The organism is Micromonospora haikouensis, assembly GCF_000876225.1.
Lineage (GTDB): Bacteria > Actinomycetota > Actinomycetes > Mycobacteriales > Micromonosporaceae > Micromonospora > Micromonospora haikouensis.
Map to the genome: position 1 here is coordinate 700326 of NZ_JXSX01000003.1, position 25920 is coordinate 726245.

A 25920-nucleotide genomic window follows, 5' to 3' on the forward strand; every position below is an offset into this window, starting at 1 on the left:
GCCGACGGGAACCATCGACCCGCCGGCGCTTTCGCGTGCCCTGAGTCAGCCCTTCCAGACCCCGAGAGCGAGTCCCCGACATGATCACTGCCACCGGCCTGGAGTTGCGCGCCGGCGCCCGGATCCTGCTGTCCGACACCACGCTGCGGGTGCAGCCGGGCGACCGCATCGGCCTCGTCGGCCGCAACGGCGCCGGCAAGACCACCACGCTGAAGGTGCTCGCGGGGGAGGGGCAGCCCTACGCCGGGCAGATCGACCGGCGCAGCGCCATCGGCTACCTCCCGCAGGACCCGCGCACGGGCGACCTGGAGGTCACCGGCCGCGACCGGGTGCTCTCCGCCCGCGGGCTGGACGTGCTGATGGCCCAGATGAAGGAGGTCGAGGCCCAGCTCGCCGAGAACGCCGACGACCGGCTGGTCCGCCGCTACGGCGCGCTGGAGGACCAGTTCGCCGCCCTCGGCGGGTACGCGGCCGAGGCCGAGGCCGCCCGCATCTGCGCCAACCTCGGCCTGCCCGACCGGGCCCTCGCCCAGACCATCGGCACCCTCTCCGGCGGCCAGCGCCGCCGCGTCGAGCTGGCTCGGATCCTGTTCCGCGACGCCGGCGAGAACGGCGGCGGCATCCTGCTGCTCGACGAGCCCACCAACCACCTCGACGCCGACTCGATCACCTGGCTGCGCGGGTTTCTCGCCAACCACAAGGGCGGGCTGATCGTGATCTCCCACGACGGTTCGCTGCTGGAGTCGGTGGTCAACAAGGTCTGGTTCCTCGACGCGACCCGCTCGGTGGTCGACGTCTACAACCTGGGCTGGAAGGCGTACCTGGAGGCGCGGGAGACCGACGAGCGCCGCCGCCGCCGGGAGCGGGCCAACGCCGAGAAGAAGGCCGGCGCGCTGATGGCCCAGGCCGACAAGATGCGGGCCAAGGCCACCAAGACCGTCGCCGCGCAGAACATGGCCCGCCGCGCCGAGAAGCTGATCTCCGGGCTGGAGGAGGTCCGGGTCTCGGACAAGGTGGCCAAGGTCCGCTTCCCGAACCCGGCGCCGTGCGGCAAGACGCCGCTCACGGCGACCGGCCTGTCCAAGTCGTACGGGTCGCTGGAGATCTTCACCGACGTCAACGTGGCGGTGGACCGGGGGTCGCGGGTGGCCATCCTCGGCCTCAACGGCGCGGGCAAGACCACCCTGCTGCGGATGCTCGGCGGCCTGCTGGAGCCGGACACCGGCGAGGTGCACGCCGGGCACGGGCTGCGGCTGGGCTACTACGCCCAGGAGCACGAGACCCTGGACGTGGAGCGGACGGTGCTGGAGAACATGCGGGCCGCCGCGATCGAGCAGACCGACACCGAGCTGCGGAAGATCCTCGGCGCGTTCCTCTTCTCCGGCGAGGACGTCGACAAGCCGGCCGGCGTGCTCTCGGGCGGGGAGAAGACCCGGCTGGCCCTGTCCACCCTCGTCTGCTCCGGCGCCAACGTGCTGCTGCTCGACGAGCCGACCAACAACCTCGACCCCGTGAGCCGGGAGCAGGTGCTGGACGCGATCGCCCGCTATCCGGGGGCGATCGTCCTGGTCACCCACGACCCGGGCGCGGTGCTGGCGCTCAAGCCGGACCGGGCGATCCTGCTGCCCGACGGCGACGAGGACGCCTGGAGCGACGACCTGCTCGAACTGGTCGAGCTGGCCTGACCAAGGCTCGGCGGGCGCCTTCGGCACGGTGGCCGCGGGGCTCTGGGTGAAATGGGAATTTCCGCGCCTTTTGCGGTGGGCCGTCACTCTCTGCACCGTGCGCGCCCTCGGCGCGCTCAACCGAGCACGCCACCCAGCCGGGTGAGGAGCCCGGAGGTGACCAGGATCAGCCCGCCGATCGCGACGAAGACGACCGGGACCAGCCAGTGGCCGACCCGGCCGACCCACCGGACCACGGCCGGGTGGCCGCCGAGGCCGGCGGCGACGGCGCACCAAAGGCCGACCAGTGCCGCGAACACCACCAGCCAGACCAGGGCGTCGGCCGGGGCGAGGGAGCGGAACACCGGCACGTAGACGGCGATGTTGTCGGCGCCGTTGGCGATGGTCACCCCGGCCACGCCGAGCAGCCCGCCCACCACGGCGGGCGGCCCGTCGTCGTCCGAGCGGGCCAGCAGGGCGCGCACGCCGAGCGCGATCGGGAGCAGGCCGAGCAGCCCGGTCCACGGATCGGGCACCACGAGCAGCCCGGCGGCGGCGACCGCGGCGGCGGCGACCAGGGCGCCGATGCCCAGGTACTGCCCGGCGACGATGTGCCCGGGGCGGGGTCGGCCGGTGCTCCGGGCGGCCACGAACAGCACGGTCAGCACCACGACGTCGTCGATGTTGGTGGCGGCGAACACCAGCGCCGCGCCGGCGGCGGTCGCGATCAGGTCGGTCACGCCAGGCAGGGTACGGCCGCCGCGCCCGCCGCCCCGGCCCGCCCGAACGGGGTACGGCGACCGGCCGACGTCACCCTATCGGGTAGCTGACAATGCATAGCGTGTCGGTTGGCGAATAGTTGATATCTGGCGCATGATCGTTCGAGGCGGTCTAATAGGTGGGACCGTATCCGAACCGCACAGTCTGGGACGTGAGGAATCAGCATGGCAGCCACTGGCACAGCCACCAGCACTGAGAAGGGTCGCCGGATCGTCGGAGCCGAGCGTCAGACGCTCGCCAAGGACCTGGTAAAGCGGTACACCGGCGGAGAGAGCATCCGGGCGCTCGCGGCCTCCACCGGCCGTTCCTACGGGTTCATCCACCGGGTGCTCACCGAGTCCGGCGTGCAGCTGCGTCAGCGCGGCGGCGCGCGGCGCCGCAAGAAGGCGTGACCCGCCCACCGACGTCGTCCATCAGCGCCGTCCCCCGGGCCGCCCGGTGACCCCTGGCGCGGTCGGGGTACGACTCGACTGCGACGGGCCGGTGGCGACGGTGACGTTGTGCCGGCCCGACGTGCTCAACGCGCAGACCCCGGCGATGTGGCGCGCGATGAGCGACTTCTCCCGTGACCTGCCCGGCGACGTGCGCGTCGTCGTGGTGCGCGGCGAGGGGCGGGCCTTCTCCGCCGGCCTCGACCTGTCGGTGGCCGGCGCGTCCGGCCCCGGCTCGTTCGCCGAGCTGGCGACCCTGCCCGAGCAGGAGTGCGCCGACCGGATCGCCGACTTCCAGGCCGGCTTCACCTGGCTGCACCGGCCCGACGTGGTGTCGGTGGCCGCCGTGCAGGGCCACGCCATCGGCGCCGGCTTCCAGCTCGCGCTCGCCTGCGACCTGCGGGTGCTGGCGACCGACGCCAAGCTCTCCATGGCCGAGGTGACCCTCGGCCTGGTTCCCGACCTGGCCGGCACGAAGCGCCTCGTCGAGCTGGTCGGCTATGCCCGCGCCCTGGAGATCTGCGCCACCGGCCGGCGGATGGACGCCGCCGAGGCCGACCGGCTGGGCCTGGCCACCCTGGTGGTGCCCAACGCCGAGCTGGACGCCACGGTGCGCGACCTGACCGCGGGGCTGCTCGCCCACCCCCGCGACGCGGTGGTGGAGATCAAGGCGCTGCTCGCCGGTGCCGCCGGCCGGTCCCACGCCGAGCAGCAGCGGGCCGAGCGCGAGGCGCAGACCCGCCGGCTCCGTGACCTCGCCGGCCGGGGCGAATAGCCGGCCCCTCGGCAGCGGCACCAACCGGACCCTCGGCAGGGGGACAGCCGGACCGTCGGCCAGCGGGCCGGCCCACCACCCGGTGGGGAGAACGGTAAGGACTTTCCGGGAAGAACCGGCTTACGGCCAAGGTTGTCGTAGCCGTCGGGACAATCGACCTGACGGCACGAGCCGACCACGACCCGGAGGTGACGCGTGATGTCCGACGGTGGCATGGCCGGCTGGAGCATGATCCGGTCGATGCGCAACCAGGACGAGGTCTCCGCCCACCGGCTCAGCCGCGGCACCGCCCGGCGGATCGTCGAGTTCGCCCGGCCCTACCGCCGCGACATCGTCGTCTTCCTGGTCACGGTGGTGATCGCCGCGGTGATCGGCGTGGCCACCCCGGTGCTCGCCGGCGACGTGATCAACGCGATCAGCCGGGGCGGTGCGGAGGCCGGGTCGACCGTGGTCCGCCTCGCCCTGGTCATCGCCGTCCTCGCTGTCGCCGACGCGCTGTTCTCGCTGGCCCAGCGGTGGTATTCGGCGCGCATCGGCGAGGGCATCATCCTCGACCTGCGCACCCGGGTCTACGACCACGTGCAGCGGATGCCGTTGCAGTTCTTCACCCGCACCCAGACCGGCGCGCTGGTCAGCCGGCTCAACAACGACGTGATGGGCGCGCAGCGGGCGTTCACCTCCACCCTGTCCGGGGTGGTCAGCAACGTCATCCAGCTCGTGCTCACCGCCGGGGTGATGCTCACCCTTTCCTGGCAGATCACCGTGCTGTCGCTGGTCATGCTGCCGATCTTCATCGTCCCGGCCCGCCGGGTCGGCCGGCGGCTGGCCGACATCACCCGCGAGTCGTACAACCTCAACGCCAACATGAACGCCACCATGACCGAGCGGTTCGGGGTCGCCGGGGCGCTGCTGGTCAAGCTGTTCGGCGCGCCCGAGGTGGAGGCGCGCCGGTTCGCCGGCCGGGCCGAGCGGGTCCGCGACATCGGCATCCAGTCCGCGATGTACTCGCGGACGTTCTTCGTGGCCATGCTGCTGGTCGCGTCCCTGGCCCAGGCGCTGACCTACGGCCTCGGCGGCTGGCTCGCGGTCACCGGCAGCGTCAGCGCCGGCACCGTGGTCACCCTCGCCCTGCTGCTCACCCGGCTGTACGGCCCGCTGACCGCGTTGTCCAACGTCCGGGTGGACGTGATGAGCGCGCTGGTCTCCTTCGACCGGGTCTTCGAGGTGCTCGACCTGCGTCCCGGCATCGCGGAGAAGCCGGACGCCGTCGCCGTGCCGCGCGGCAACGGCCGGGTGGAGTTCCGCGACGTGCGGTTCCGCTACCCCGCCGCCGCCGAGGTGTCCCTCGCCTCGCTGGAGGAGGTCACCACCCTCGACCGCACCGTCAACGAGCCGGTGCTGCGGGGGGTCTCGTTCGCCGTCGAGCCCGGGCAGATGATCGCCCTGGTCGGCCCGTCCGGGGCGGGCAAGTCCACCCTGTCCATGCTGATCCCCCGGGTCTACGACGTCACCGACGGCCAGGTGCTCGTCGGCGGCGTCGACGTGCGCGACGCCACGCTCGCCTCCCTGCGCGACGAGATCGGTGTGGTCACCCAGGATTCCCACCTGTTCCACGAGACGATCGCCGAGAACCTGCGCTACGCCAAGCCGGACGCCACCGACGACGAGATCTGGGCGGCCCTCGCCGGCGCGCAGGTCGCCGACCTGGTGCGGTCCCTGCCCGACGGGCTCGACACGACCGTCGGCGAGCGGGGCTACCGCTTCTCCGGCGGGGAGAAGCAGCGCATCGCGATCGCCCGGCTGCTGCTGAAGGCCCCGTCGATCGTGATCCTCGACGAGGCGACCGCGCACCTGGACTCGGAGAGCGAGGCGGCGGTGCAGCGGGCCCTGGCGGTGGCGCTGACGGGGCGTACGGCGCTGGTCATCGCGCACCGGCTCTCCACCGTCCGCGACGCCGACCAGATCCTCGTCCTCGACGAGGGGCGGATCGTCGAGCGGGGCCGGCACGAGGAGCTGGTCGCCGTGGGCGGCCTCTACGCCGAGCTGTACCGCACCCAGTTCGCGGTGGCCGACTCGCCCACCCCGTACGTGGACGCGACCGGCCCCGAGACCGTGATCACCATGCCGATGGCCACCTACGTCGCCGACGAGGCGCTGCCCCCGGCCGCCGCGAACTGACCCCGGGTGGCCGGCGCGCCCACGCCGGTCAGGCCGGCGCGGCGGTGGCGGCGCGCAGCTCGCCGAACGCCGCGCCCAGCGTCTCGGCGGTGAAGTGGGCGTTGAGCCCGCTCGGGTTGGGCAGCACCCACAGCCGGGCGTCGTCGAGCAGCTCCGGCTGCGGCCCGAAGGCCGCCTTCGGCCGGCCGAACCCGATCCGGTACGCGGTCACCCCGACCACCGCCACCCACGCCGGCCGGTGCCGGCGCACCTTCGCCGTCAGGATCCGCGCGCCCTCGACCAGCTCGTCCGCGGTCAGCTCGTCGGCCCGGGCGCTGGCCCGCGCCACCATGTTGGTGATGCCCAGCCCATACCCGGGCAGCGCGTCCTGCTCGCTCGGGTGCAGCTGGTGGGGGGTGAAGCCGCCCCGGTGCAGGGCCGGCCAGAACCGGTTGCCCGGCCGGGCGAAGTGCCACCCGGTGGCCGCCGACCACAGCCCCGGGTTGATGCCGACGAAGAGCACGGTCAGCCCCGGCCCGATGACGTCCGGGATGGTCCGCTCCGCCGCCGCGGCCAGCTCCTCGCGCGTCGGCCGGCGCCGCTCCGGCCCGCCGGTCAGCCCGGCTCGTGTGTCGAGGCGGTCCGCCGCGCCGGGACCACCCGTCGGGGCGGCCATCACAGGCCGCGCAGCGCGCCGCCGTCGACCGGGAGGGTGATCCCGGTCAGGTAGCCGGCGGCGGGGGAGAGGACGAACGCGGCGACCCGGCCGAACTCGGCGGGCTCGCCGATGCGGCGCAGCGGGATGCCCGCCTCGGCCTCGGCCCGGGCCCGCTCGGCGTCCCCGGAGGCGGCCAGGAGCTGCCGGTTGCGGTCGGTCATGATCCGCCCCGGGAGCAGCCCGAGCACCCGTACGCCGCGCGGGCCGTACTCGTCGGCCATGTCCTTGGCCACCCCGGCCAGGCCGGGGCGCAGCCCGTTGGAGATGCCCAGCCCGGCCAGCGGGGCGCGGGCCGAGGTGGACAGGACCAGCCCGATCGCGCCGCCGTCGGTCAGCGCCTCGGCGACCGTGCGGGCGGTGCGGACGGTGCCGAGGAAGACGGTCTCGAAGGACTCCCGCCACTGCGCGTCGGTCGTACCCGCCGCGGTGCCCGGCGGCGGCCCGCCGACGGAGACCAGCGCGCCGTCGAGCCGGCCGAACTGCTCCCGGGCGGCGGCGACCAGTCGCTGCGGAGTGGCCGGGTCGCTCAGGTCGCCGGCCAGCCCGATCGCCCGCCCGGGGCCGCCGAGCCGCCGCACCGCCTCCGCCACCTGCTCGGGGGCCCGGGCGGAGACGACCACCCGCGCCCCGTCGGCGACGAGGCATTCGGCGGTGGCGAAGCCCAACCCCCGGGAGGCCCCGGTCAGCACGTACACCCGGTCGGTGAGTCCCAGATCCATGCGCCGATCCTGCCGTACGCCGGTGGGGGCGGCCACCGGTGGGCCGGGCGGCTACCGGCGGGCCGGACGCAGCAGGCGTACCCGGCCGGCGAGCCGCACCGCGACGGCGCCGCCGGCGCGGGCCAGGGCCGGCAGGCGTCGCGGTCGCGGCGGTGTCGCGCCGTCGTAGCGGCTGGCCGCCTCCCGCACCGCCAGCTCCTCCGCGCCCAGCGGCGGCAGCTCGCCCCGGCGATGCAGCTCGCGGGCCAGGTCCCAGCCGTCGCGCAGCGAACCGTTGGTGGGCCGGCCGGCGGCCCAGTCGGCGAACGTCGCCGGCCAGGCGTCGCCGAGGCCGGCGGCCAGCAGCGGCCAGTGCCGGGCCACGTCGCCGGCCCGCTTGCGCAGCAGGGCGCGGCGGGCGGCGTCGACGGGGGCCGGGGCGAACCCGGCCGGCAGCGGCCCGCCCGCGACCAGCGCCGCCACCAGCTCCGCCTGCCGGGCGGCCAGGTCGCCGCCGCCGGCGCCGGGTGCGATCACGTCGCCGCCGGAACCGGGCGTGCCCACCTCACCATCGGCCCCGGGCGCGCTCACGTCACCGCCGGGTATCCGGACGCCGCGGCGATCGCGTCCAGCTCGGCCCGCAGCGCCGACGCGGGCGGCCAGCGGCCGTCGCGTTCCAACAGGAGCGCGGGCGGGCGGTGCCGGGCGCACAGCTCGCCGATCAGGTCGAGCACGGCCGGTGGCACCGGGTCGGTGTGCGTGTCGTGGTAGAAGCCGCCCTGCTCGGCGCCCCCGGCGACGTGCACGTACGCCACCCGGTCCAACGGCAGCCGGTCCAGCAGGGCGAGCGGGTCGGCGCCCCGGTTGCGGGCGTTGGCGTGCACGTTGGCGACGTCCAGCAGCAGCGTCGCGCCGGTCGCGTCGAGGATCTCGGTAAGGAAGTCGGCCTCGTCCAGCTCGTCGTCGGGCCAGTCGAACAGCGCCGCGATCGGCTCCAGCGCCAGCGGCACCGGCAGGTCGGCCTGGGCGCGGCGCACGTTGGCCACCACTGCCGCGACGGCCTCCCGGCTGCGCGGCAGCGGCAGCAGGTGCCCCGCCTCCAGGCCGCCGGCCCGCACGAACGCGATGTGCTCGCTGACCAGCGGCGCGTCGACCAGCTCGGCCACCCGCGCGAGGTGGGCCACCCGGGCCGGGTCGACCGGCTCCGCGCCGCCGAGGGAGAGCTTCACCCCGTGCGGTACGACGGTGACCCCGCGCTCGACCAGGGCGGCGAGGCCGGGCGGCGGTGGCCCGTGCGGGGCGACGGCCTCGGCCACCACCTCGACGAACCGCAGCCCCGGCAGCTCGGCCACGAACCCTGCGATCTCGGGCCGCCAGCCGATGCCGACGCCGGTGGGACCCGGGCCGGTCATCCGCCGCAGCCCCCGCCGCAGCCCCCGCCACCGCAGGAGCTGCCCCCGCTGCACGAGCTGCCGCTGCAGGAGCTGCCGCTGTCCGACGAGCCGCTGCTGCACCCGCCGACCGAGGTGCTGCCGGTGCCGGACAGCGCCTGCCGCTGGATCTCGGCCTGCTCCGCGAAGCCCGGGTCCATGGCCCACAGGGTGGCGGTGCCGAACAGTGCCACGCCCATCGCCGCGCCGGCCGCCCCGTAGGTCGCGTACGCCGGGCCGGAGGCGGGGGCGAGGTGCACGTTGGTGCGGCGCAGCTCGCGCAGGGCCCGCTCGGCCGCCCTGGTCCGCCACGGCACCCGGGCCAGCAGCGCGGAGGCGATGGCGAGGGGGATCACGGCGAGCACCAGGAAGGCGACCGGCCGGCCGTTGGACAGCCCCGCGAAGATCCGGAACCCGCCGAGCAGGACGAGGAGGAACACCGGGAAGGACCCGCGCTGGGCGGAGTGGCGCCGGGCCGCGCTCAGCGCGAGGCCCTGCTGCTCGAGGCCCTGGCGCAGCTGGTCGAGGGCCTGCTGCACCCAGCGGTCGCGGCCCAGCTCGCGGGCGTACAGGCCCTGGTTGGCGGCGTGGTGGACCGCCCGGTCCAGCGGGGTCACCCCCGCCGGCAGGGAACCGCCGACGGCGAGCCGCCGGTCGGCGCGTACGCCGACGACGCCGGTGCCGCGCAGCCCGCCCAGCGCGGTCCAGATCGCGAGCTGGTTGCCGCCGTTGAGGTAGGCCACCTGCTGGGGGCCGAGCTGGGCGCCGCCGACGGACGACGGGCCGGCGAGGACCCGCCGCCGGTGGACGATCGCGCCGATCACGACGACGAGGCCGGCCAACAGGTAGAAACCGAGGAAGGTGGGCCCGGGGATGCCCCAGGTGTCACCGGGCGCCGCGAGGACTCTCATGCTGCTGCTCCTGTCGCGCGAGGGGGTCGCGGGCCCATTGTGGGACAGGCCCGCCACGCGGTCGTCAGCGGCGGCGGACGGCCTCCTCGACCAGGTCGAGCACCGGGCCGAGGTCGCCGGCCGGGCGGCCCATCGCCAGGTGCAGCACCAGGCCGTCGTAGGCGAGTTCGAGGAACCGGGCCAGCACGTCGATGGGTACGTCCTCGCGGAGCACCCCGGCCTCCCGCTGCCTCGCCAGGCGGTCCCGGGTGGCCTCGGCGATGGCGGCGGAGCGTTCGGCCCAGCGGCGGGCGAACGCCGGGTCGGTGCGCAGTCGCCGGGAGACCTCCAGTTGGCTGCCCAGCCAGCCGGTGGTGTCCGGGGAGACGGCGCGGGCCAGCAGGTCCCGCATCACCTGGACCAGGCCGTTGCGGGCGACCGTCTCCACCATGGCCGCCGCGTCGTCCTCGGCGACGGCGAGGAACAGCGAGTCCTTGTCCCGGAAGTGGTGGAAGATCGCGCCCCGGGACAGGCCGGTGGCCTCCTCCAGCCGCCGCACGGTGGCGCCCTCGTAGCCGTGCCGGGCGAAACAGGCCCGCGCCGCGGCGAGGATCTCCTGCCGGCGGGCGTCGAGCTGGTCCTGACTTACTCTGGGCACGGCACGATCGTGTCAGGTGGCCCGCCGTCATGCAAACCGTACGTACGGCTTGTAACGTGCCGGCAACGTGGCCGTGCCCGACCGCAGGGCGCTGGCCCCGGCGCTGGCTCTGCCGTGGCCCGGCGCTGGCCACGGCTGGTGCCGGCGGGGACCCGATGCGTGATCGGCCGACGGGCGGCCGGCTACCATCGCCCGGTGACGCCGTGCCTGCCGGCCCTGTCGGCCGGCGGCCCGTCTCCCTTAAGGTGCCCGAGTGCCGCTGCTCCTGCTGGATCTGGACAACACCCTGCTCGACCGGGCCGGGTCGTTCCGTGCCTGGGGTGAGCGCTTCCTGGACGGCATCGGCGCGCCGGCCACCGACATCGACTGGCTGGTGTCGATCGACGCCGACGGGCTGACCGACCGGTGGGACGTGGCGGACGCGATCCGCGACCGGTACGGGCTGCTCATCTCCTCCCTGGACCTGGTGGAGGAACTGCACGACGGGGTGGTGGTCAACAGCCGGCTCGACCCGCTGGTGGCCTGCGCCCTGCGGATCGCCGACGACGCCGGCTGGGTGCCGGTGGTGGTGAGCAACGGCAGTGTCCGCCAGCAGGACGCGAAGATCCGCCGCACGGGCCTGGACCGGTACGTGGCCGACTGGGTCATCTCCGAGGAGGCCGGGGTCAGCAAGCCCAACCCGAGGATCTTCGCGCTGGCGGCCCGGCGGGTCCGGATGCCGCTGCGCGGCGCGTGGGTGGTGGGGGACAGCCCGGAGGCCGACATCGGCGGTGCGGCGGCAGTGGGCCTGCCCAGCGTCTGGCTGCACCGGGGACGGGTCTGGACGGACACCCGGTTCGCCCCCACCTTCACCGTCGACGGGCTGATCGCCGCCGTAGCCACCGTCCTCGCCGCCTGACCCACCCCACCCCCCCACCCCCCACCCCCCACTCCTCACCCCCACCCACGCCGGCCCGGGCTCACGCCCGGCCCGCTTCGGTGATCAAGAGGTTTGCGTCATCGTAGAGATCAACTCTGACGCTTTTCTCTTGATCACCGATGCCGGCGGGGAGCGGGGGTTAATTGGTTGCGGGGTGGGGGTGGGTGGGTCAGCATGGTGCCGCGCGTCGGGCGCAGCCGGGTCGTCCCGGTCGAGGAGGGGAGGTCGGTCATGGCCGTCTTCGCAGGGCTCTTCCACCTGCCTTCACCAGCCTCGATCAAGGGATCACCAGCACAGTGCGTGACGACGACTTCCCGGCGCGCGGGCGCCGTGGCCGCGGCAAGGGCCGCTTCGACGACGACGAACCCCAGTTCCTGAAGCGTGGCCGGCCCGCCGAGCCGGTCCTGACCGACCCGGACCCGGGTCCGGACGACGACGCCCCCGGCGGCGACGCCTGGTCCACCTGGGATCAGGCCGTGCACGGCCCCGATCCGCATCCCGCCTGGCTCGTCACCGAGCTGGCCGCCCGGGACACCGACCTCGGGGTGCTCAAGACCGGCAAGGAGGCGGACGTCCACCTGGTCCGCCGGGCTGTGCCGGACACCGACCGGTCGTGCCTGCTGGCGGTCAAGCGCTACCGCGACGCCCAGCACCGGCTGTTCCACCGCGACGCCGGCTACCTGGAGGGCCGGCGGGTGCGCCGGTCCCGGGAGAACCGGGCGATGGCCGGGCGCACCGCCTTCGGCCGGCAGATGATCGCCGGGCAGTGGGCGGCCGCCGAGTTCGCCGCTCTCTCCCGGCTCTGGGAGATCGGCGCGGAGCACGGCCGCATCGCCGTGCCGTACCCCGTGCAACTGCTCGGCACCGAGCTGATGCTGGAGTTCGTCGGCGACCCCGACGAAGGGCTGGCCGCGCCCCGGCTGGCCCAGTGCCGGCCCGAGCCGGCCGAGCTGCGCTCGCTGTGGGAGCAACTGGTCGACGCCCTGGTGGTGCTGGCCCGGGCCGGCTACGCCCACGGTGACCTGTCGCCGTACAACCTGCTGGTGCACGCGGGGCGGCTGGTCATGATCGACCTGCCGCAGGTGGTCGACGTGGTGGCCAACCCGCAGGGCCCCGAGTTCCTGGCCCGCGACGTGCGGGTGGTGGGGGCCTGGTTCACCGCGCGTGGCCTGCCGGCCGACGACAGCGACCCGGCGGCGCTGACCGCGCTGCTGCTGCGCGAGGCCGGCATCCGCTGAGCCGCGTCGGTGTGGGCACCGGGCCGGTCCCGGTGCCCACCCGGCTCGGCCGCCCGGGGGCACCGGGCCCGGGGCGGCCCGCAGTCGCCGGCCGCCCCGCCGTCACTGGAGGTAGCGCTCCACCTCCGGCACGGGGCGTACGCCCTGGGCCTCGGGGTCGCCGTGGGCCTGGCGGGCGGCCCGCCGCCGGCGCAGCAGGTCCCAGCACTGGTCCAGGGACTCCTCCAACTCGCGCAGCCGATCCTGCTCGTCGGCGGTGCCGGACTCCTTCGTCTGCGCGGCCGCGCGGAGCCGGTGCTCCTCGTCGACCAGTTCGGAGATCCGGTTCAGGATGGTCTTGTCGTCCATGCCCCTGAGCCTGGCACAGCGGGTCGGGCCGCGCCCGCTTCTCCCGCGCGTCGGGCCGGCGGACGGGGTCGCGGAGCCCGGAACGTTGCGGTACGTTGCCACGCGATGACGCTGACCGTACGGCCGTTCGCCGACGCCGATGCCGACGCCGTGAGCGAGGTGCTGCGGGCGGGCCTGCCGCACCTGCTGGCCACCCCGGAGCTGCTGCGCTGGCAGGCCGCCCGGGCGCTGGGCCCCGAGCGGTTCGGCGCGCTGGTGGCCGAGGTCGACGGCGTGCCGGCCGGGGTGGCCCGCACCGGGCTGCTGCACGAGAGCGCGGAGCCGGGGCTGGGCTTCGTCAACCTGACGGTCCGGCCGGAGCGGCGCGGCCGGGGCGCGGGGGCGGCCCTGCTCGCCGCCGCCGAGCAGCGGCTCGCGGGGCTCGGCGCGACCACGGCGTACGCGATGGTCGACGACACCCCGGCGGACCTGGCCTTCGCCGAGCGGCACGGCTACCGGCGGGGCCGGCGGTCCCTGCTGCTGCGGTGCGACCTGGCCGCAGCGCCGCCGCCCCCGGAGCCGGAGCCCGGCGTCCGGCTGCTCGCCGCCGCCGACCTGCCCGACCCGCGCCTGCTCTACGAGGCCGATCTGGACGTCTCGCGCGACGAGCCGGGCGAGGTCGGCATGGACGAGATCGGGTACGCGGACTGGCTGGCGGCGTACTGGCACCGCCCGGACCTGGACCGGGAGCTGACCACGGTGGCCATGGTGGACGGCGAGGTGGCCGCGTTCACGGTGGGGCTGACCGACAGCCGCCACGACCACCGGTGCGGGATGACCGGCACCCGGCGGCCGCACCGCCGGCGGGGCCTGGCCCGGCTGGTCAAGCAGGCCGCCCTGGGGCGGGCGGCGGCGGCCGGGTTCCGGCACTCGGTGACCGTGAACGACGCCGGCAACGCCGCGATGCTCGGCCTCAACGCCACGCTCGGTTACCGGACGATCGCGGCGCAGTGGCGGTACCGGCGGGATCTGCCCAGGTAGGAGGCCCGCGACGGGTCCCTTGTGGCGGCGGGGAATGTCGCTCGCGAAAATTATTCCTCTCTCCCCTGGAGAAGTTGACCTGCTCAATGGCATGCTCGGGCGGGACCGTTACTTTCCACGGTCGTTCCGCGACGCACAGTTGATCAGGGGAGTGCACCACACGTGGTAACCCCACACCCGGCCCCCACCCGTGCTCGGCGAGCGAGATCCGTTCCGCTGCGGCACGTCGCGCCCGGCCTGCTCCGCGACCCCGTCCGCGCTCTCGTCGGGTTCGGCGAGCGGGCCGACGGCGAGGTGGTCCGGCTCAACGTCGGCGCGTTCCGGCCCTACCTGGTCACCGACCCCGACCACGTGCAGCAGGTGCTGGGCGACCGGGCCGACAACTTCGGCCGGTCCGGCGACGGCGCGTTCTGGGGCCCGCTGCGCCGGCTGTTCGGCGACGGCATCCTCGGTGACGGTCCCGTGTGGTCGGACAGCCGGCGCATCCTCCAGCCGCTGTTCACCGCCCGGCGGGTCGAGTCGGTGCTGCACCGGATGGCCGCCACGATCGCCGACGCGGTCGCCGAGCTGGACGCGCCGGCCCACGCCGGCCGGCCCGTCGACATCGGCGCCGAGCAGACCCGGATCGTGTGCCGGGCGATCATGGAGACGTTCTTCGGCGACCGGATCTCGGTCGCCGACGCGCTGCGCCTCATCCGGGCGCAGGACGCGATCGCCACCTCGGTGATCCCCCGCGTGCTGGCGCCGTTCGTCCCGCTGGCGCTGCCGATGCCCGGCGACCGGGCGTTCCGCGACGCCGCCCGGCGCATCGACGACGTGCTGGTGCCGATCGTCCGGTCGGCGCGGGGCAGCGACGGCGACGACGTCATCGCCACGCTGTGGCGCGGCAGCACCGCCGACGGCCGACCGCTGGACGAGCGGCAGGTCCGCAACGACACCGTGGCCATGGTCGCCGTGACCACCGAGACGACCGTCAACGTGCTGACCTGGCTCTGGCCGCACCTGGCCCGCTCGCCCGAGGTCGCGGCCCGGTTGCAGGAGGAGATCGACTCGGTGGCGGGCGGCCATCCGGTCGGCCCCGAGCACCTGCCGCGGCTGCGCTACACCCGGATGGTGCTCGACGAGCTGATCCGGCTCTACCCGGTGGCCTGGCTGGCGCCCCGACAGGTGCTGCGGCCGACGACGCTCGGCGGCGTACGCCTACCGGCCGGGGCGACGGTGCTGGTCAGCCCGCTGGTCACCCATCGGCTGGCCCGCTACTGGGACGACCCCGGCACCTTCGACCCGGAGCGGTTCACCCCGGATCGGGTCCGGGCCCGGCACCGCTACGCCTTCTTCCCCTTCGGCGGCGGCCCGCACCAGTGCCTGGGGATGCACCTGTTCTATCTGGAGGCGCAACTCATCGTGGCGAACCTGTTGGCCCGCTACCGGCTGCGGGTGCGCAGCCCTCGGCTGCCCGCCGTGCAGCTCGCCGCCGCGCTGCGCACGCGGGACCGCGTGGAGCTGGACGTGCGCCCCGCCCGCACCGGGGCCGTCGCGTGAACGTCGTCACGCCACCGTCCACGGTGCTGCCCGACCAGCTCTCCGCCGCCGCCGAGCAGGGCCGCATCTGCGCGCTCGCCGCGCAGGGGCAGCGCGACCTGCAACGGCAGGCGGCCCGCTACCCGGACCTGTTCGCCGGCCGGGCCTTCGACGCCGCGCTGTTCAGCAACATCGCCCTGGCCATCGCCTTCGGCGCACCCTGGTGCACCGCCGAGCAGCTGCGGCTGACCAACCGGATGGTGCTCTGGGGCTTCGCCCTCGACTGGCGGATCGACTACCTGGCGAAGTCCCGGGCGGACGTCGACCGGGTGGTGGCCGGGGCCCTCGCGGTCGCCGAGGGGGCCAGTCCCGACGCCGACGACCCGCTCGGCCGCCTGCTCGCCGAGCTGCGCGACGACCTCGCGGCGGTGCCGGCCTTCGCCGAGCTGGGCGACGCCTGGCGGGCGGCGGTGCGCCGCACCGTGACGGCGATGGCCCGGGAGTGGGACTGGAAGACCGCCCGGGAGCGCGACGGCGCGCCGCTGCCGGGCTTCACCGAATACCTCGCCAACGCCGACAACCTCGCCTGCACCGTGGTCAACGTCGCGCACTGGATCTGGACGGGCGACGCGGAGACCCACCGGCGGCTGGACCGGCTGGTGACCGTCAGCGACGAGGTGCAGCGGGTGCTGCGGCTCGTCAACGACCTCGCCACCTACGAGCGGGACCTCGAATGGGGCGACCTGAACGCGCTGCTGCTGGTCGACGACCGCGCCGAGGTCGACCAGCGCATCGTCGAGCTGGTCGAGCGGTGCACCGAGCTGCTGGCCCCGCTGGCGGGCGGCTGCCCGCTCCAGGCGGCGTACCTGGCCCGGCAGATCGGCTTCAGCAGCGGCTTCTACCGCTCCGCCGACTTCTGGGGGCAGCGGTGACGATCTTCCGGGGGCAGCGGTGACCCTCGTCCGCCAGCGGGCCGCCGCGTGCGGCCGCGCCGACCGGCCGACCCGGGACCCGGAGTCCGCCGCGGACGCCCGCGAGCTGGTCGCCGCGATGACCCTCACCCCGGGCGGGCAGTCCTCCGCGTCGGTGTACGAGACGGCGCGCCTGGTCAGCCTCGCGCCGTGGCTGACGCACCACGCCGAGCGGGTCGCGTACCTGCTCGCCGGCCAGCGCCCCGACGGCGCGTGGGGCGGCCCGCAGGGGTACGCCCTGGTGCCGACGCTGAGCGCCACCGAGGCACTGCTGACCGCGCTGCGCCGGGGTGACGCCGACCGGCTCGCGGGCACCCGCGTCGCCGAGCGGCTGGGCCGGGCCGTCGACGGCGGGCTGCGCGCCCTGCACCGGTGGCTCGCCGGCCCGGCCGCGTTCTCGCCGCCCGACCTGCCGGCCACCGACCTGACCGTCCCGGCACTGGTCGGCTCGGTCGCCGCGCACCTCGACGCGGTGCGCGCCGACCCGCCGCCCGGCCTCGCCACCTGGCGCGACGCCGGCCCGCTGCCCCTGCCGTCCGGGCTGGACGACGCCCGGCTCGACCGGGTCCGCGCGCTGGTCGCCTCCGGCGGCCCGCTGCCGGAGAAGCTGCTGCACGCCCTGGAGGTGGCCGGCCCGGCGGCCCGGCGGGCCGCCGGGGTGACCCCGGTGGGGCCCGGCACCGTGGGCGCGTCCCCGGCGGCGACGGCCGCCTGGCTCGGCGGGCCCGGGCCGGGGCCCGGTGCCGCCGCCGCGATGTCCTACCTGGAGGACGTCGCCCGCCAGCAGGGCGGCCCGGTGCCGTGCGCGACCGGGATCACCGTCTTCGAACGGGCCTGGTCGCTGAGCACCCTGAGCCGGGCGGGCATGACGCTGCCCGTGCCGCCCCGGCTGCTCGCCGGGCTCGCGGCCACCGTCGGCCCCGCCGGCACCGCCACCGCGCCCGGCCTGCCCGCCGACGCCGACACCACGGCGGTGACCCTCTACGCGCTGGCCCGCCTCGGCCGCCCCGTCGACCCGGCCAGCCTCTGGGGGTACGACACCGGTGAGCACTTCTGCACCTGGCCGGGGGAGGACGGCGCGTCGGTCACCACCAACGCCCACGTGCTCGACGCGTTCGGCTGGCACCTGGCCCACCGCGCGCCGGCCGACGCCCGGCTCACCGCCGTGACGCGGCGGCTCACCCGCTGGCTCGCCGACCGGCAGTCGTCCGACGGGGCGTGGACCGACCGCTGGCACGCCTCGCCCTACTACGCCACGAGCTGCGCGGTGCTCGCCCTGGCCGGTCACGGCCGGGGCCCGGCCGCCGTGGGCGCGGTGACCCGGGCCGCCGACTGGGTGCTCGCCGGGCAGCGCGCCGACGGCTCCTGGGGACGGTGGGGCGGCACGGTCGAGGAGACCGCGTACGCGGTGCAGGTCCTGCGCGCCGCCCGGTCCGCCGCGCCGGCCGCCGTCGAGGCGGCGCTGGGGCGGGCACGGCGCTACCTGGCCACGATGGAGGGACGCGACGGCGCGCCCGCGCTCTGGCACGACAAGGACCTCTACCGCCCCGTCGTGATCGTCCGCGCCGCCGTCGCCGCGGCCCGTCATCTCGTCCGCGCCGGGGCCTCTGGTGACGCCTTCACCGGGCCCGGGTACGGCAGGACCCCCTTGATCAGTGCCGCTTGAGTGAACAAACCGACACTGCTAGCGTGCGCGCGTGGTCGACGGTGTACCGGCCACACGCGCTCCGGCAGCCCCCCGAACAGCCGGCCAGGACGGTGTGATGCGTTCCCGCAGTACGAATCTCCGTACGAAAATCGTCGCTCTGCTGGCGTCGCTCGTCGCGCTCTGGGCCTTCGCGGCGTGGGTGACCCTGCGGGACGGCGCCAACCTGCTCGGGGTGCAGGCGCTCAACGAGTCGGTGTCCGAGCCGAGCGAGGCGCTGGTGCTCCAGCTCCAGCGGGAACGGAAGCTGTCGCTGGCCTACCTGGGGCGGCCGGACGAGACGCGGCGGGAGGCGCTCGGCGCGGAACGGCGGCGCACCGACGAGCTGGCGTCGACGTTCCGCGAGTCGTCCACCAGCTGGCGGGCCACCGTCGCCGCCAGCGACACGCTGAAGCAGCGCCTCGACGCGGTCTACGGGCAGCTGTCCCGGCTGGGCGAGACCCGCTCCGGGGTGGACGCCCGCAGCGTCGACCGGTCGTCGACCCTCGCCGCGTACGGGCAGGTGGTGCGGTCCATCTTCGACGTCTACTCGGCCCTCGGCCTCCTCGACGACCAGCAGGTGGGCGAGGACACCACCGCCCTGATCGAGCTCAACCGCGCCCGTGAGCTGCTGTCCCAGGAGGACGCCATGCTCACCGGCGCGCTCTCGGCGGGGCGGATGACCGCGGCGGAACGGTCCCAGCTCGCCCAGCTCATCGGCGCGCAGCGGTTCGCGGCCGACCTGGCGGTGAGCCGGCTGCCCGCCGCCGACCGGGAACGCTACGACGCGATGGTCGGCGGCGAGGCGTTCGAGAACCTGCGCGACCTGGAGGACGGCATCCTGGAGGGCCGGGGCGCCGACCCCCGGCTGGGCTTCGAGGCCACCGACTGGGACGCGGCGGTGGCACCCGCGTTGGCCCAGTGGAGCCAGGTCGTGATCGCCGGCGGCGACGACGTGGTGGAGCGGGCCACTCCGGTCGCCGTCACGGTGATCATCCGCCTGGTGCTCGCCACGGGCCTGGGCCTGCTCGCCGTCGTCGCGTCGATCATCGTGTCGATCACCACGGCCCGGGTGCTGCTGCGGCAGCTGGAGCGGCTGCGCGACGCGGCGTTCACCCTGGCCAACGACCGGCTGCCCAGCGTGGTGGAGCGGCTCGGTCACGGCGAGGACGTGGACGTGGCCCGGGAGGCCCCACCGCTGGAGTTCGGCGACGACGAGGTCGGCCAGGTGGGCAAGGCGTTCAACGCGGTCCAGGAGACCGCGCTGCGCACCGCCGTCGAGCAGGCGGAGCTGCGCCGCAACGTCCGCGAGGTCTTCCTCAGCCTGGCCCGGCGCACCCAGGCGCTGGTGCACCGCCAGCTCACCCTGCTCGACGCGATGGAGCGCCGGGAACAGGACGCCGAGGAACTGGAGGACCTGTTCCGGGTCGACCACCTCGCCACCCGGATGCGGCGCAACGCCGAGAACCTGATCGTGCTCTCCGGCTCCACGCCGGGCCGGGCCTGGCGGCGCAACGTCCCGATGGTCGACGTGGTCCGCGGCGCGGTCGCCGAGGTGGAGGACTACACCCGGGTCAACGTGCTGCCGCTGGGCAACGTCTCGCTGGCGGGCCGGGCGGTCGGCGACATCATCCACCTGCTGGCCGAGCTGATCGAGAACGGGCTGTCGTTCTCGCCGCCGCACACCACCGTGGAGGTGCGCGGCCAGGCGGTGGCCAACGGCTTCGTCATCGAGATCGAGGACCGGGGCCTCGGCATGAGCGAAGAGGACCTCGCCGCCGCGAACCACCGGATCGTGGACCGCTCCGAACTCAACCTGGCCAACGCCGCCCGGCTCGGCCTCTACGTGGTCAGCCGCCTCACCGACCGGCACGGCGTGCGGGTGCAGCTGAAGGAGTCGGCGTACGGGGGCACCACCGCGGTCGTGCTGATTCCGGCGGAGCTGGTGACCGACTCCGGCGGGGCCGGCGGACCCGGGCGCACCGGCAGGACCGACCCGTCCGCGCCGGTCGTGGCGGCCCGGCCGGGCCCGTCGGGCGACCGGCCGGCGGCCCGCCCGGTCGCACCGGTGGCCCTGGCGGAGGCCCCGACGGCCCCGGCCGCCGGGCCGTCCGTCGAGGACGACGGCACGCCGGGCCTGCCCACCCGCGCCCGGCCCCGCACCGCCGGCCCGGCACCGGCCGCCCCGGGCGGGGAGACCGAGCTTCCGGTACGCTCCCGGCGTCCCGCCGGGCAGTCGGCGCTGGACGCGCCGACCGTGCCGACCGGGCTCCCGATCACCACGCCCCGGCCGGCCGGCGGCGGTGCGGCACCGGGCTCCACGGTGGAGCGCCCGGAGCCGGCCGAGCGGCCCGCCGGGACCACCACCGACGGTGAGACCGCGCCCGACGCCCCCGCCCCGGCGCCCGCGCCGGTGCAGCGGACCGGCTCCGGGCTGCCGGTGCGCGTGCGACAGGCCAACATCGTGCCGGAGTTGCGCGAGGACCCGGCCGCGCAGCCCGACGAGGAGGAGGACACGGTCCGGGTGCCGGAGCAGGTCCTCAAGATGATGAGCTCCTACCAGCGCGGCACCCGACGGGGCCGCACCGACGCGGCCCGCCTGCTCGGTGGGGCCGGCGGCGCGGAGCCCACCGGCGGTTCCGGCGACGACGCCGACGGGCACGAGGCGACCTGAGGACGAGCACGAGGCTACGTGAGGCGGCGCGGACGACCCGCGCCCGTGGCGGGACGGCAGGTCCCAGACGACAAACGGCGACACCAGCCGGGGGAGAAGAGGACGACGAGTGGGGCAGAAGACGGCTTCGAGTGCCGATCTGACGTGGTTGCTGGATGATCTGGTCGGCCGGGTGAAGCAGGCCGAGCACGCGGTCGCGCTCTCCACAGACGGCCTGCTGATGGCCTCGTCGCAGGGCCTGAGCCGGGACGACGGGGAGCACCTCGCCGCGATGGCGGCCGGCATCCAGAGCCTGGCCCGGGGCGCGGGGAAGCGGTTCGGCGGCGGCCAGGTGCAGCAGACCATCATCGAGATGCAGTCGTCGTTCCTGTTCGTCACCGCCGCCGGCCGCAACGCGTGCCTCGCGGTGCTGGCCTCCGAGGACGCCGACGTCGGCCTCATCGCCTACGAGATGGCCATGCTGGTGACCCGGGTCGGCAAGTACGTGGCCTCCCCGACCCGGCTTCCCGAGCAGCCGGTCGGCGAGAAGTAGCCGCCATGACGGTGCCGGGGGAGTCCACGGAGGAACGGTGGGTCGACGACCACGCCGGGCCGGTGGTCCGACCGTACGCGGTGACCGGTGGCCGGGCGCGCCCGGTCACCGGCACGTTCGACCTGATCTCCCTGGTGACGGCCACCCGGTCGGAGGTGTCACCGGAGGTCGGGCTGGGCCCGGAGCACCTGGCCATCGTCGCGCTCTGCCAGCGGATCCAGTCCGTGGCGGAGGTCGCCGCCCACCTGGACCTGCCGGTGGGTACGATCCGGGTTCTGCTCGGCGACCTGATGGCGCGCGACCTCGTGCAGGTACGCGAGCCGCGGACGACTGCGGGCCTTCCCGACGACAGCATCTTCGAGGCGGTTATCAATGGACTACGGGCCCTCTGAGCGGCCGGCGGGAGCCGTGCCGCTGCCCACCGCGATCAAGATCCTGGTCGCGGGCGGCTTCGGCGTCGGCAAGACCACGATGGTCGGTGCGGTCAGCGAGACGCGACCGTTGCGGACGGAGGAGGTGCTCACCGAGACCGGGGTCGGCATCGACGACCTGTCCGGGGTGGAGGGCAAGACGACCACCACCGTCGCGATGGACTTCGGCCGGATCACGATCAGCGACGACCTGGTGCTCTACCTGTTCGGCACGCCGGGTCAGGACCGGTTCTGGTTCGTCTGGGACGAGCTGGCGCTCGGCGCGCTCGGCGCGGTGGTGCTCGCCGACACCCGACGGCTGGCCGACTGCTTCCCGTCGATCGACTACTTCGAGGGGCGCGGCACCCCGTTCGTGGTCGCGGTGAACTGCTTCGAGGGCGCCCGCCGCTACCGGCTCGACGAGGTGCAGGCCGCCCTCAACCTCGACCCGGGGGTGCCGGTGCTGCTCTGTGACGCGCGGCAGCGGGAGTCGAGCAAGGAGGTGCTCATCACGCTGATGGAGCACGCGCTGAAGATCCGGGAGTCCCGCCGCCGCGCCGCCGGCGGCTGAGCCCCGACACGCAAAGGGCCCCTTGCCGACGGACATCCGCCGGCAAGGGGCCCTTTCTTGCGCTCAGCTGGCGATCATGCGGCGCAGGACGTACTGCAGGATGCCGCCGTGGCGGTAGTAGTCCGCCTCGCCCGGGGTGTCGATGCGGACCACCGCGTCGAACTCGACGCCGGTGTCGGTGCTGACCTTCACCGTGCGCGGGGTCTCGCCGTCGTTCAGCGCGGTCACGCCGCTGATCGAGAACGTCTCCGTGCCGGTCAGGCCCAGCGACTCGGCGGTGGTGTCCACCGGGAACTGCAGCGGCAGGACGCCCATGCCGATCAGGTTCGACCGGTGGATCCGCTCGTACGACTCGGCGATGACCGCCTTCACGCCGAGCAGCATGGTGCCCTTGGCCGCCCAGTCCCGCGACGAGCCGGAGCCGTATTCCTTGCCGGCCAGGATGACCAGCGGGACGCCCGCCTCCTGGTAGGCGGTGGAGGCGTCGTAGATGGTGGTCTGCTCGCCGGTGAGGTGGTTGACGGTGAAGCCGCCCTCGACGCCCGGCACGAGCTGGTTGCGCAGCCGGATGTTGGCGAAGGTGCCCCGGATCATCACCTCGTGGTTGCCCCGGCGGGAGCCGTACGAGTTGAACTCGTGGCGCGGCACGCCGTGCTCGGCCAGGTACTTCCCGGCGGGGGAGTCGGCCTTGATCGAGCCGGCCGGGGAGATGTGGTCGGTGGTGACCGAGTCGCCCAGCTTGGCCAGCACGCGGGCCCCGGCGATGTCGGCCACCGGCTGCGGGTCCTTCGCCATGCCCTCGAAGTACGGGGGCTTGCGGACGTAGGTGCTCTCGCCCTCCCAGGCGAACGTGTCGCCGGTCGGGGTCGGCAGCGACTGCCACCGCTCGTCGCCGGCGAACACGTCGGCGTACGCGGCGCTGAAGCCGGTCGCGCCGATCGCCTGGGCGATGACGTCCTGGATCTCGGCGCTGTTGGGCCAGATGTCGCGCAGGTAGACGGGCTCGCCCGCGCTGTCCTCGCCGATCGGCTCGTTGGCCAGGTCGATGTCCATCGTGCCGGCCAGCGCGTACGCCACCACCAGCGGCGGGGACGCCAGGTAGTTCATCTTCACGTCCGGGTTGATCCGGCCCTCGAAGTTGCGGTTGCCGGACAGCACCGAGACGACGGCGAGGTCGCCCTCGTTGACGGCGGCGGAGACCTCCTCCGGCAGCGGGCCGGAGTTGCCGATGCAGGTGGTGCAGCCGTACCCGACCAGGTTGAAGCCGAGCTTGTCCAGGTAGGGGGTGAGGCCGGCGCGGTCGTAGTAGTCCATGACGACCTTCGAGCCCGGCGCGAGGGTGGTCTTCACCCACGGCTTGCGGGCCAGGCCCTTGTCGACGGCGTTGCGGGCCAGCAGCGCCGCCCCGATCATCACCTGCGGGTTGGAGGTGTTGGTGCAGGAGGTGATCGCGGCGATCACCACCGCGCCGTGGTCCAGCTCGTACTCCACGCCGTCGGTGCCGGTGACCTGGACCGGGTTGCTGGCCCGGCCACCCGCGCCCACGGCGGCGGTGACCAGGTCGCGCGGCGCGTCGGCCGGGTCGTTGACCCCGTTGGCCGGGGAGTCGCTGGCCGGGAAGGACTCGGCGGACGCCTCGTCGGCCGGGCCGTCGGTGCCGAACGGCTTCTCCTGCTGCGGCACGCCGGGCTTGCGGCCGGCGTCGCCGCCGGTGGCGTCGGCGGCGACGTAGTCGGTCAGCGCCGAGCGGAACAGCGTCTTGGCGCTGCCCAGCGGCACCCGGTCCTGCGGGCGCTTCGGGCCGGCCAGGGACGGCTCGATGGTGCCCAGGTCCAGCTCCAGGCGCTCCGAGTAGTCCGGTTCGGCGGCCGGGTCGTGCCAGAGGCCCTGCTCCTTGGCGTACGCCTCGACGAGCGCTACCTGCTGCGGGTCGCGCCCGGTCAGCTCCAGGTAGCGGACGGTCTCGGCGTCGATCGGGAAGATCGCCACGGTGGAGCCGTACTCCGGCGACATGTTGCCGATGGTGGCCCGGTTGGCCAGCGGCACGGCGCTCACGCCGGGGCCGTAGAACTCGACGAACTTGCCGACGACGCCGTGCTTGCGCAGCATCTCGGTGATGGTGAGCACCAGGTCGGTGGCGGTGGTGCCGGCGGGCATCTCGCCGTGCAGCTTGAAGCCGACGACCCGGGGGATCAGCATGCTGACCGGCTGGCCGAGCATCGCGGCCTCGGCCTCGATGCCGCCGACGCCCCAGCCCAGGACGCCCAGGCCGTTGACCATCGTGGTGTGCGAGTCGGTGCCGACCACGGTGTCCGGGTACGCCTGGCCGCCGCGCTCCATGATGGTGCGGGCCAGGTACTCGATGTTGACCTGGTGCACGATGCCGGTGCCCGGCGGGACGACCTTGAACTCGTTGAACGCGGTCTGGCCCCAGCGCAGGAACTGGTAGCGCTCCTTGTTGCGCTCGTACTCCAGCTCGACGTTGCGCTCGAAGGCGTCCTCACGGCCGAACAGGTCGGCGATGACCGAGTGGTCGATGACCAGCTCGGCGGGCGCGAGGGGGTTGACCTTGGTGGCGTCGCCGCCGAGGTCGCGGACCGCCTCGCGCATGGTGGCCAGGTCGACCACGCAGGGTACGCCCGTGAAGTCCTGCATCAGCACCCGCGCCGGGGTGAACTGGATCTCCACGCTCGGGTCGGCGGTCGCGTCCCAGCCGCCGAGCTGGCGGATGTGGTCGGCGGTGATGTTCGCGCCGTCCTCGGTCCGCAGCAGGTTCTCCAGCAGGATCTTCAGGCTGTAGGGGAGCCGTTCGTGCCCCTCCACCTTGCTGATCTTGAAAATCTCGTAGCTCGCGTCTCCGACGCGTAGCTGGGTCTTCGCACCGAAGGTGTCGAGGCTCGCCACGTCGTACTCCTTCACACCAGCGACCGTGAGTAGTCCTGAGCAGTCTGTCGCACCGGCCGGGGCGACGCCCCGGTTAGGTGACACTTACCGCGATTCCCGTTGCAACAAAACCGTACGTCCGTCTTGCTAGTCGCGCAACCTCGCGCCAGGCTTCGGGACGCGCCCGCACCGCCCGCCCGGGTGGCCCGGCGGCGGAGGGGCCGCCGCGCCCCGGCAACCCGGGTAGGGTTCGAGGCCGGACCTGAAGGGATGCGCCGTGGTCGACGTACAGCACTGGCTGACCGCGCTGCCCCCGGTCGCGGTCTACCTGATCGTCTCCGGGGTGATCGGCGTGGAGAGCATGGGCGTCCCGCTGCCCGGCGAGATCGTCCTGGTCAGCTCCGCCCTGCTCGCCGCCACCGGCGTCGTGCAACCCGAGTGGGTGGCCGTCGCCGCGGCGTTCGGCGCGATCGTCGGCGACTCCATCGGGTATGCGGTGGGCCGCCGGGGCGGCCGACCCCTGCTCGCCCGGCTGGGCCGGCGCTTTCCGAAACACCTCGGCCCCGCGCAGCTCGCCCGCGCCGAGCAGAGCTTCGCCCGGCACGGCGTGTGGGCCGTCTTCTTCGGCCGGTTCGTGGCGCTGCTGCGCATCCTCGCCGGCCCCCTGGCCGGCGCGCTGCACGTGCCGTACCGGCGGTTCCTGCTGGCCAACGCGGCCGGCGGCCTGGTCTGGGCCTTCGGCACCACCTACCTGCTCTACAGCGTCGGCCGGGCCGCCGAGCACTGGCTCAAGGACATCTCCTGGGCGGGGCTGGTCCTCGCCGTGCTCGCCGGCCTCGGCAGCACCTGGTGGCTGCGGCGGCGGGCCCGCCGCCTGGAGCAGGCGGACGCCTCCGGCGGGGCCGAGCCGGTCGGCGCGACCGCCGGCGACCGCTGACGCGGCGGCCG

23 protein-coding genes and 1 pseudogene are annotated in these 25920 nt (G+C 74.7%); 15 read left to right on the top strand and 9 right to left on the bottom strand.

Features of this window, described 5'->3' with window-relative positions:
* Window positions 1-80: 80 nt before the first annotated feature.
* On the top strand, window positions 81-1685 hold the full coding sequence (locus TK50_RS24735) for an ABC-F family ATP-binding cassette domain-containing protein (protein WP_043967550.1): 1605 nt from the start codon (window positions 81-83) through the stop codon (window positions 1683-1685).
* Between the two features lie 116 nt (window positions 1686-1801).
* On the opposite strand, the gene TK50_RS24740 is transcribed toward TK50_RS24735, so the two are convergent.
* Window positions 1802-2404: a cadmium resistance transporter gene (locus TK50_RS24740; RefSeq protein WP_241774112.1), complete on the bottom strand. Its 603-nt coding sequence runs from the start codon at window positions 2402-2404 to the stop codon at window positions 1802-1804.
* A gap of 204 nt (window positions 2405-2608) precedes the next feature.
* On the opposite strand from TK50_RS24740, the gene TK50_RS24745 reads away from it, so the two are divergent.
* The 3 genes from TK50_RS24745 to TK50_RS24755 all read left to right on the top strand — a co-directional run bounded on the left by TK50_RS24745 (window position 2609) and on the right by TK50_RS24755 (window position 5828).
* The gene (locus tag TK50_RS24745) at window positions 2609-2836 is read left to right on the top strand and encodes a helix-turn-helix domain-containing protein (protein WP_007072022.1); all 228 of its coding nucleotides are present in this window, start codon (window positions 2609-2611) and stop codon (window positions 2834-2836) included.
* Between the two features lie 46 nt (window positions 2837-2882).
* The gene (locus TK50_RS24750; protein WP_043967551.1) at window positions 2883-3650 is read left to right on the top strand and encodes an enoyl-CoA hydratase/isomerase family protein; all 768 of its coding nucleotides are present in this window, start codon (window positions 2883-2885) and stop codon (window positions 3648-3650) included.
* A 198-nt stretch (window positions 3651-3848) separates the two neighbouring features.
* On the top strand, window positions 3849-5828 hold the full coding sequence (locus TK50_RS24755; RefSeq protein ID WP_043967553.1) for an ABC transporter ATP-binding protein: 1980 nt from the start codon (window positions 3849-3851) through the stop codon (window positions 5826-5828).
* A gap of 28 nt (window positions 5829-5856) precedes the next feature.
* On the opposite strand, the gene mug is transcribed toward TK50_RS24755, so the two are convergent.
* The 6 genes from mug to TK50_RS24785 all read right to left on the bottom strand — a co-directional run bounded on the left by mug (window position 5857) and on the right by TK50_RS24785 (window position 10201).
* A complete protein-coding gene (gene mug, locus TK50_RS24760) occupies window positions 5857-6483 on the bottom strand; it encodes a G/U mismatch-specific DNA glycosylase (protein ID WP_082106553.1) in 627 nt (208 codons plus the stop codon).
* Window positions 6483-7244, bottom strand: a complete 762-nt coding sequence (locus tag TK50_RS24765) for an SDR family oxidoreductase (RefSeq protein WP_043967554.1) — start codon at window positions 7242-7244, stop codon at window positions 6483-6485. The genes mug and TK50_RS24765 overlap by 1 nt, the downstream gene beginning before the upstream one ends.
* Before the next feature lie 51 nt (window positions 7245-7295).
* Complete coding sequence (locus TK50_RS24770; RefSeq protein WP_043967556.1) at window positions 7296-7787, bottom strand: SCO6045 C-terminal-like domain-containing protein; 492 nt, start codon at window positions 7785-7787, stop codon at window positions 7296-7298.
* 23 nt (window positions 7788-7810) lie between these two features.
* Entirely contained in the window at window positions 7811-8635 is an 825-nt protein-coding gene (locus tag TK50_RS24775) for an MbnB/TglH/ChrH family RiPP precursor modification enzyme (protein ID WP_043969341.1), read from the bottom strand.
* A complete protein-coding gene (locus TK50_RS24780) occupies window positions 8632-9564 on the bottom strand; it encodes a TIGR04222 domain-containing membrane protein (protein WP_043967558.1) in 933 nt (310 codons plus the stop codon). Before TK50_RS24780 ends, TK50_RS24775 begins: the two co-directional genes overlap by 4 nt.
* A 64-nt stretch (window positions 9565-9628) precedes the next feature.
* Entirely contained in the window at window positions 9629-10201 is a 573-nt protein-coding gene (locus TK50_RS24785) for a TetR/AcrR family transcriptional regulator (protein ID WP_043967560.1), read from the bottom strand.
* A gap of 253 nt (window positions 10202-10454) precedes the next feature.
* On the opposite strand from TK50_RS24785, the gene TK50_RS24790 reads away from it, so the two are divergent.
* Window positions 10455-11099, top strand: a complete 645-nt coding sequence (locus TK50_RS24790; RefSeq protein ID WP_043967562.1) for an HAD family hydrolase — start codon at window positions 10455-10457, stop codon at window positions 11097-11099.
* Between the two features lie 317 nt (window positions 11100-11416).
* The gene (locus TK50_RS24795) at window positions 11417-12358 is read left to right on the top strand and encodes a serine protein kinase RIO (RefSeq protein WP_043967564.1); all 942 of its coding nucleotides are present in this window, start codon (window positions 11417-11419) and stop codon (window positions 12356-12358) included.
* A gap of 102 nt (window positions 12359-12460) precedes the next feature.
* On the opposite strand, the gene TK50_RS24800 is transcribed toward TK50_RS24795, so the two are convergent.
* Entirely contained in the window at window positions 12461-12706 is a 246-nt protein-coding gene (locus tag TK50_RS24800; protein ID WP_043967566.1) for a DUF2630 family protein, read from the bottom strand.
* 105 nt (window positions 12707-12811) lie between these two features.
* Here TK50_RS24800 and TK50_RS24805 point away from each other — a divergent pair, with 105 nt between their 5' ends.
* The 8 genes and pseudogenes from TK50_RS24805 to TK50_RS24840 all read left to right on the top strand — a co-directional run bounded on the left by TK50_RS24805 (window position 12812) and on the right by TK50_RS24840 (window position 22089).
* Complete coding sequence (locus TK50_RS24805) at window positions 12812-13726, top strand: GNAT family N-acetyltransferase (protein WP_043967568.1); 915 nt, start codon at window positions 12812-12814, stop codon at window positions 13724-13726.
* A 162-nt stretch (window positions 13727-13888) separates the two neighbouring features.
* Window positions 13889-15268 carry a cytochrome P450 gene (locus TK50_RS24810; protein WP_082106555.1) on the top strand — a complete coding sequence of 460 codons (1380 nt, stop codon included), beginning with the start codon at window positions 13889-13891 and terminating at the stop codon, window positions 15266-15268.
* Entirely contained in the window at window positions 15265-16179 is a 915-nt protein-coding gene (locus tag TK50_RS24815; protein WP_229404989.1) for a terpene synthase family protein, read from the top strand. The genes TK50_RS24810 and TK50_RS24815 overlap by 4 nt, the downstream gene beginning before the upstream one ends.
* Window positions 16176-17884, top strand: a pseudogene (locus TK50_RS35630) (prenyltransferase/squalene oxidase repeat-containing protein). Before TK50_RS24815 ends, TK50_RS35630 begins: the two are co-directional and overlap by 4 nt.
* A 97-nt stretch (window positions 17885-17981) precedes the next feature.
* A complete protein-coding gene (locus tag TK50_RS24825; RefSeq protein ID WP_043967570.1) occupies window positions 17982-20576 on the top strand; it encodes a sensor histidine kinase in 2595 nt (864 codons plus the stop codon).
* A 109-nt stretch (window positions 20577-20685) separates the two neighbouring features.
* Entirely contained in the window at window positions 20686-21108 is a 423-nt protein-coding gene (locus TK50_RS24830; protein ID WP_007072006.1) for a roadblock/LC7 domain-containing protein, read from the top strand.
* Window positions 21109-21113: 5 nt separating this feature from the next.
* Window positions 21114-21500 carry a DUF742 domain-containing protein gene (locus TK50_RS24835; protein WP_043967572.1) on the top strand — a complete coding sequence of 129 codons (387 nt, stop codon included), beginning with the start codon at window positions 21114-21116 and terminating at the stop codon, window positions 21498-21500.
* Entirely contained in the window at window positions 21481-22089 is a 609-nt protein-coding gene (locus TK50_RS24840) for a GTP-binding protein (RefSeq protein ID WP_043967574.1), read from the top strand. The genes TK50_RS24835 and TK50_RS24840 overlap by 20 nt, the downstream gene beginning before the upstream one ends.
* A gap of 63 nt (window positions 22090-22152) precedes the next feature.
* Here the strand turns inward: TK50_RS24840 and TK50_RS24845 are convergent, their stop codons facing one another.
* Window positions 22153-25008: an aconitate hydratase gene (locus TK50_RS24845; protein WP_043967575.1), complete on the bottom strand. Its 2856-nt coding sequence runs from the start codon at window positions 25006-25008 to the stop codon at window positions 22153-22155.
* A 241-nt stretch (window positions 25009-25249) separates the two neighbouring features.
* On the opposite strand from TK50_RS24845, the gene TK50_RS24850 reads away from it, so the two are divergent.
* Entirely contained in the window at window positions 25250-25909 is a 660-nt protein-coding gene (locus tag TK50_RS24850) for a DedA family protein (protein ID WP_043967576.1), read from the top strand.
* Window positions 25910-25920: the final 11 nt, after the last annotated feature.

Coding starts and splice junctions, on each gene's coding strand:
- TK50_RS24765 (WP_043967554.1), bottom strand. CDS start 7,244: ATGGATCTGGGACTCACCGACCGGGTGTACGTGCTGACCGGGGCCTCC.
- mug (WP_082106553.1), bottom strand. CDS start 6,483: ATGGCCGCCCCGACGGGTGGTCCCGGCGCGGCGGACCGCCTCGACACA.
- TK50_RS24825 (WP_043967570.1), top strand. CDS start 17,982: ATGCGTTCCCGCAGTACGAATCTCCGTACGAAAATCGTCGCTCTGCTG.
- TK50_RS24805 (WP_043967568.1), top strand. CDS start 12,812: ATGACGCTGACCGTACGGCCGTTCGCCGACGCCGATGCCGACGCCGTG.
- TK50_RS24840 (WP_043967574.1), top strand. CDS start 21,481: ATGGACTACGGGCCCTCTGAGCGGCCGGCGGGAGCCGTGCCGCTGCCC.
- TK50_RS24835 (WP_043967572.1), top strand. CDS start 21,114: ATGACGGTGCCGGGGGAGTCCACGGAGGAACGGTGGGTCGACGACCAC.
- TK50_RS24775 (WP_043969341.1), bottom strand. CDS start 8,635: ATGACCGGCCCGGGTCCCACCGGCGTCGGCATCGGCTGGCGGCCCGAG.
- TK50_RS24800 (WP_043967566.1), bottom strand. CDS start 12,706: ATGGACGACAAGACCATCCTGAACCGGATCTCCGAACTGGTCGACGAG.
- TK50_RS24745 (WP_007072022.1), top strand. CDS start 2,609: ATGGCAGCCACTGGCACAGCCACCAGCACTGAGAAGGGTCGCCGGATC.
- TK50_RS24755 (WP_043967553.1), top strand. CDS start 3,849: ATGTCCGACGGTGGCATGGCCGGCTGGAGCATGATCCGGTCGATGCGC.
- TK50_RS24780 (WP_043967558.1), bottom strand. CDS start 9,564: ATGAGAGTCCTCGCGGCGCCCGGTGACACCTGGGGCATCCCCGGGCCC.
- TK50_RS24735 (WP_043967550.1), top strand. CDS start 81: ATGATCACTGCCACCGGCCTGGAGTTGCGCGCCGGCGCCCGGATCCTG.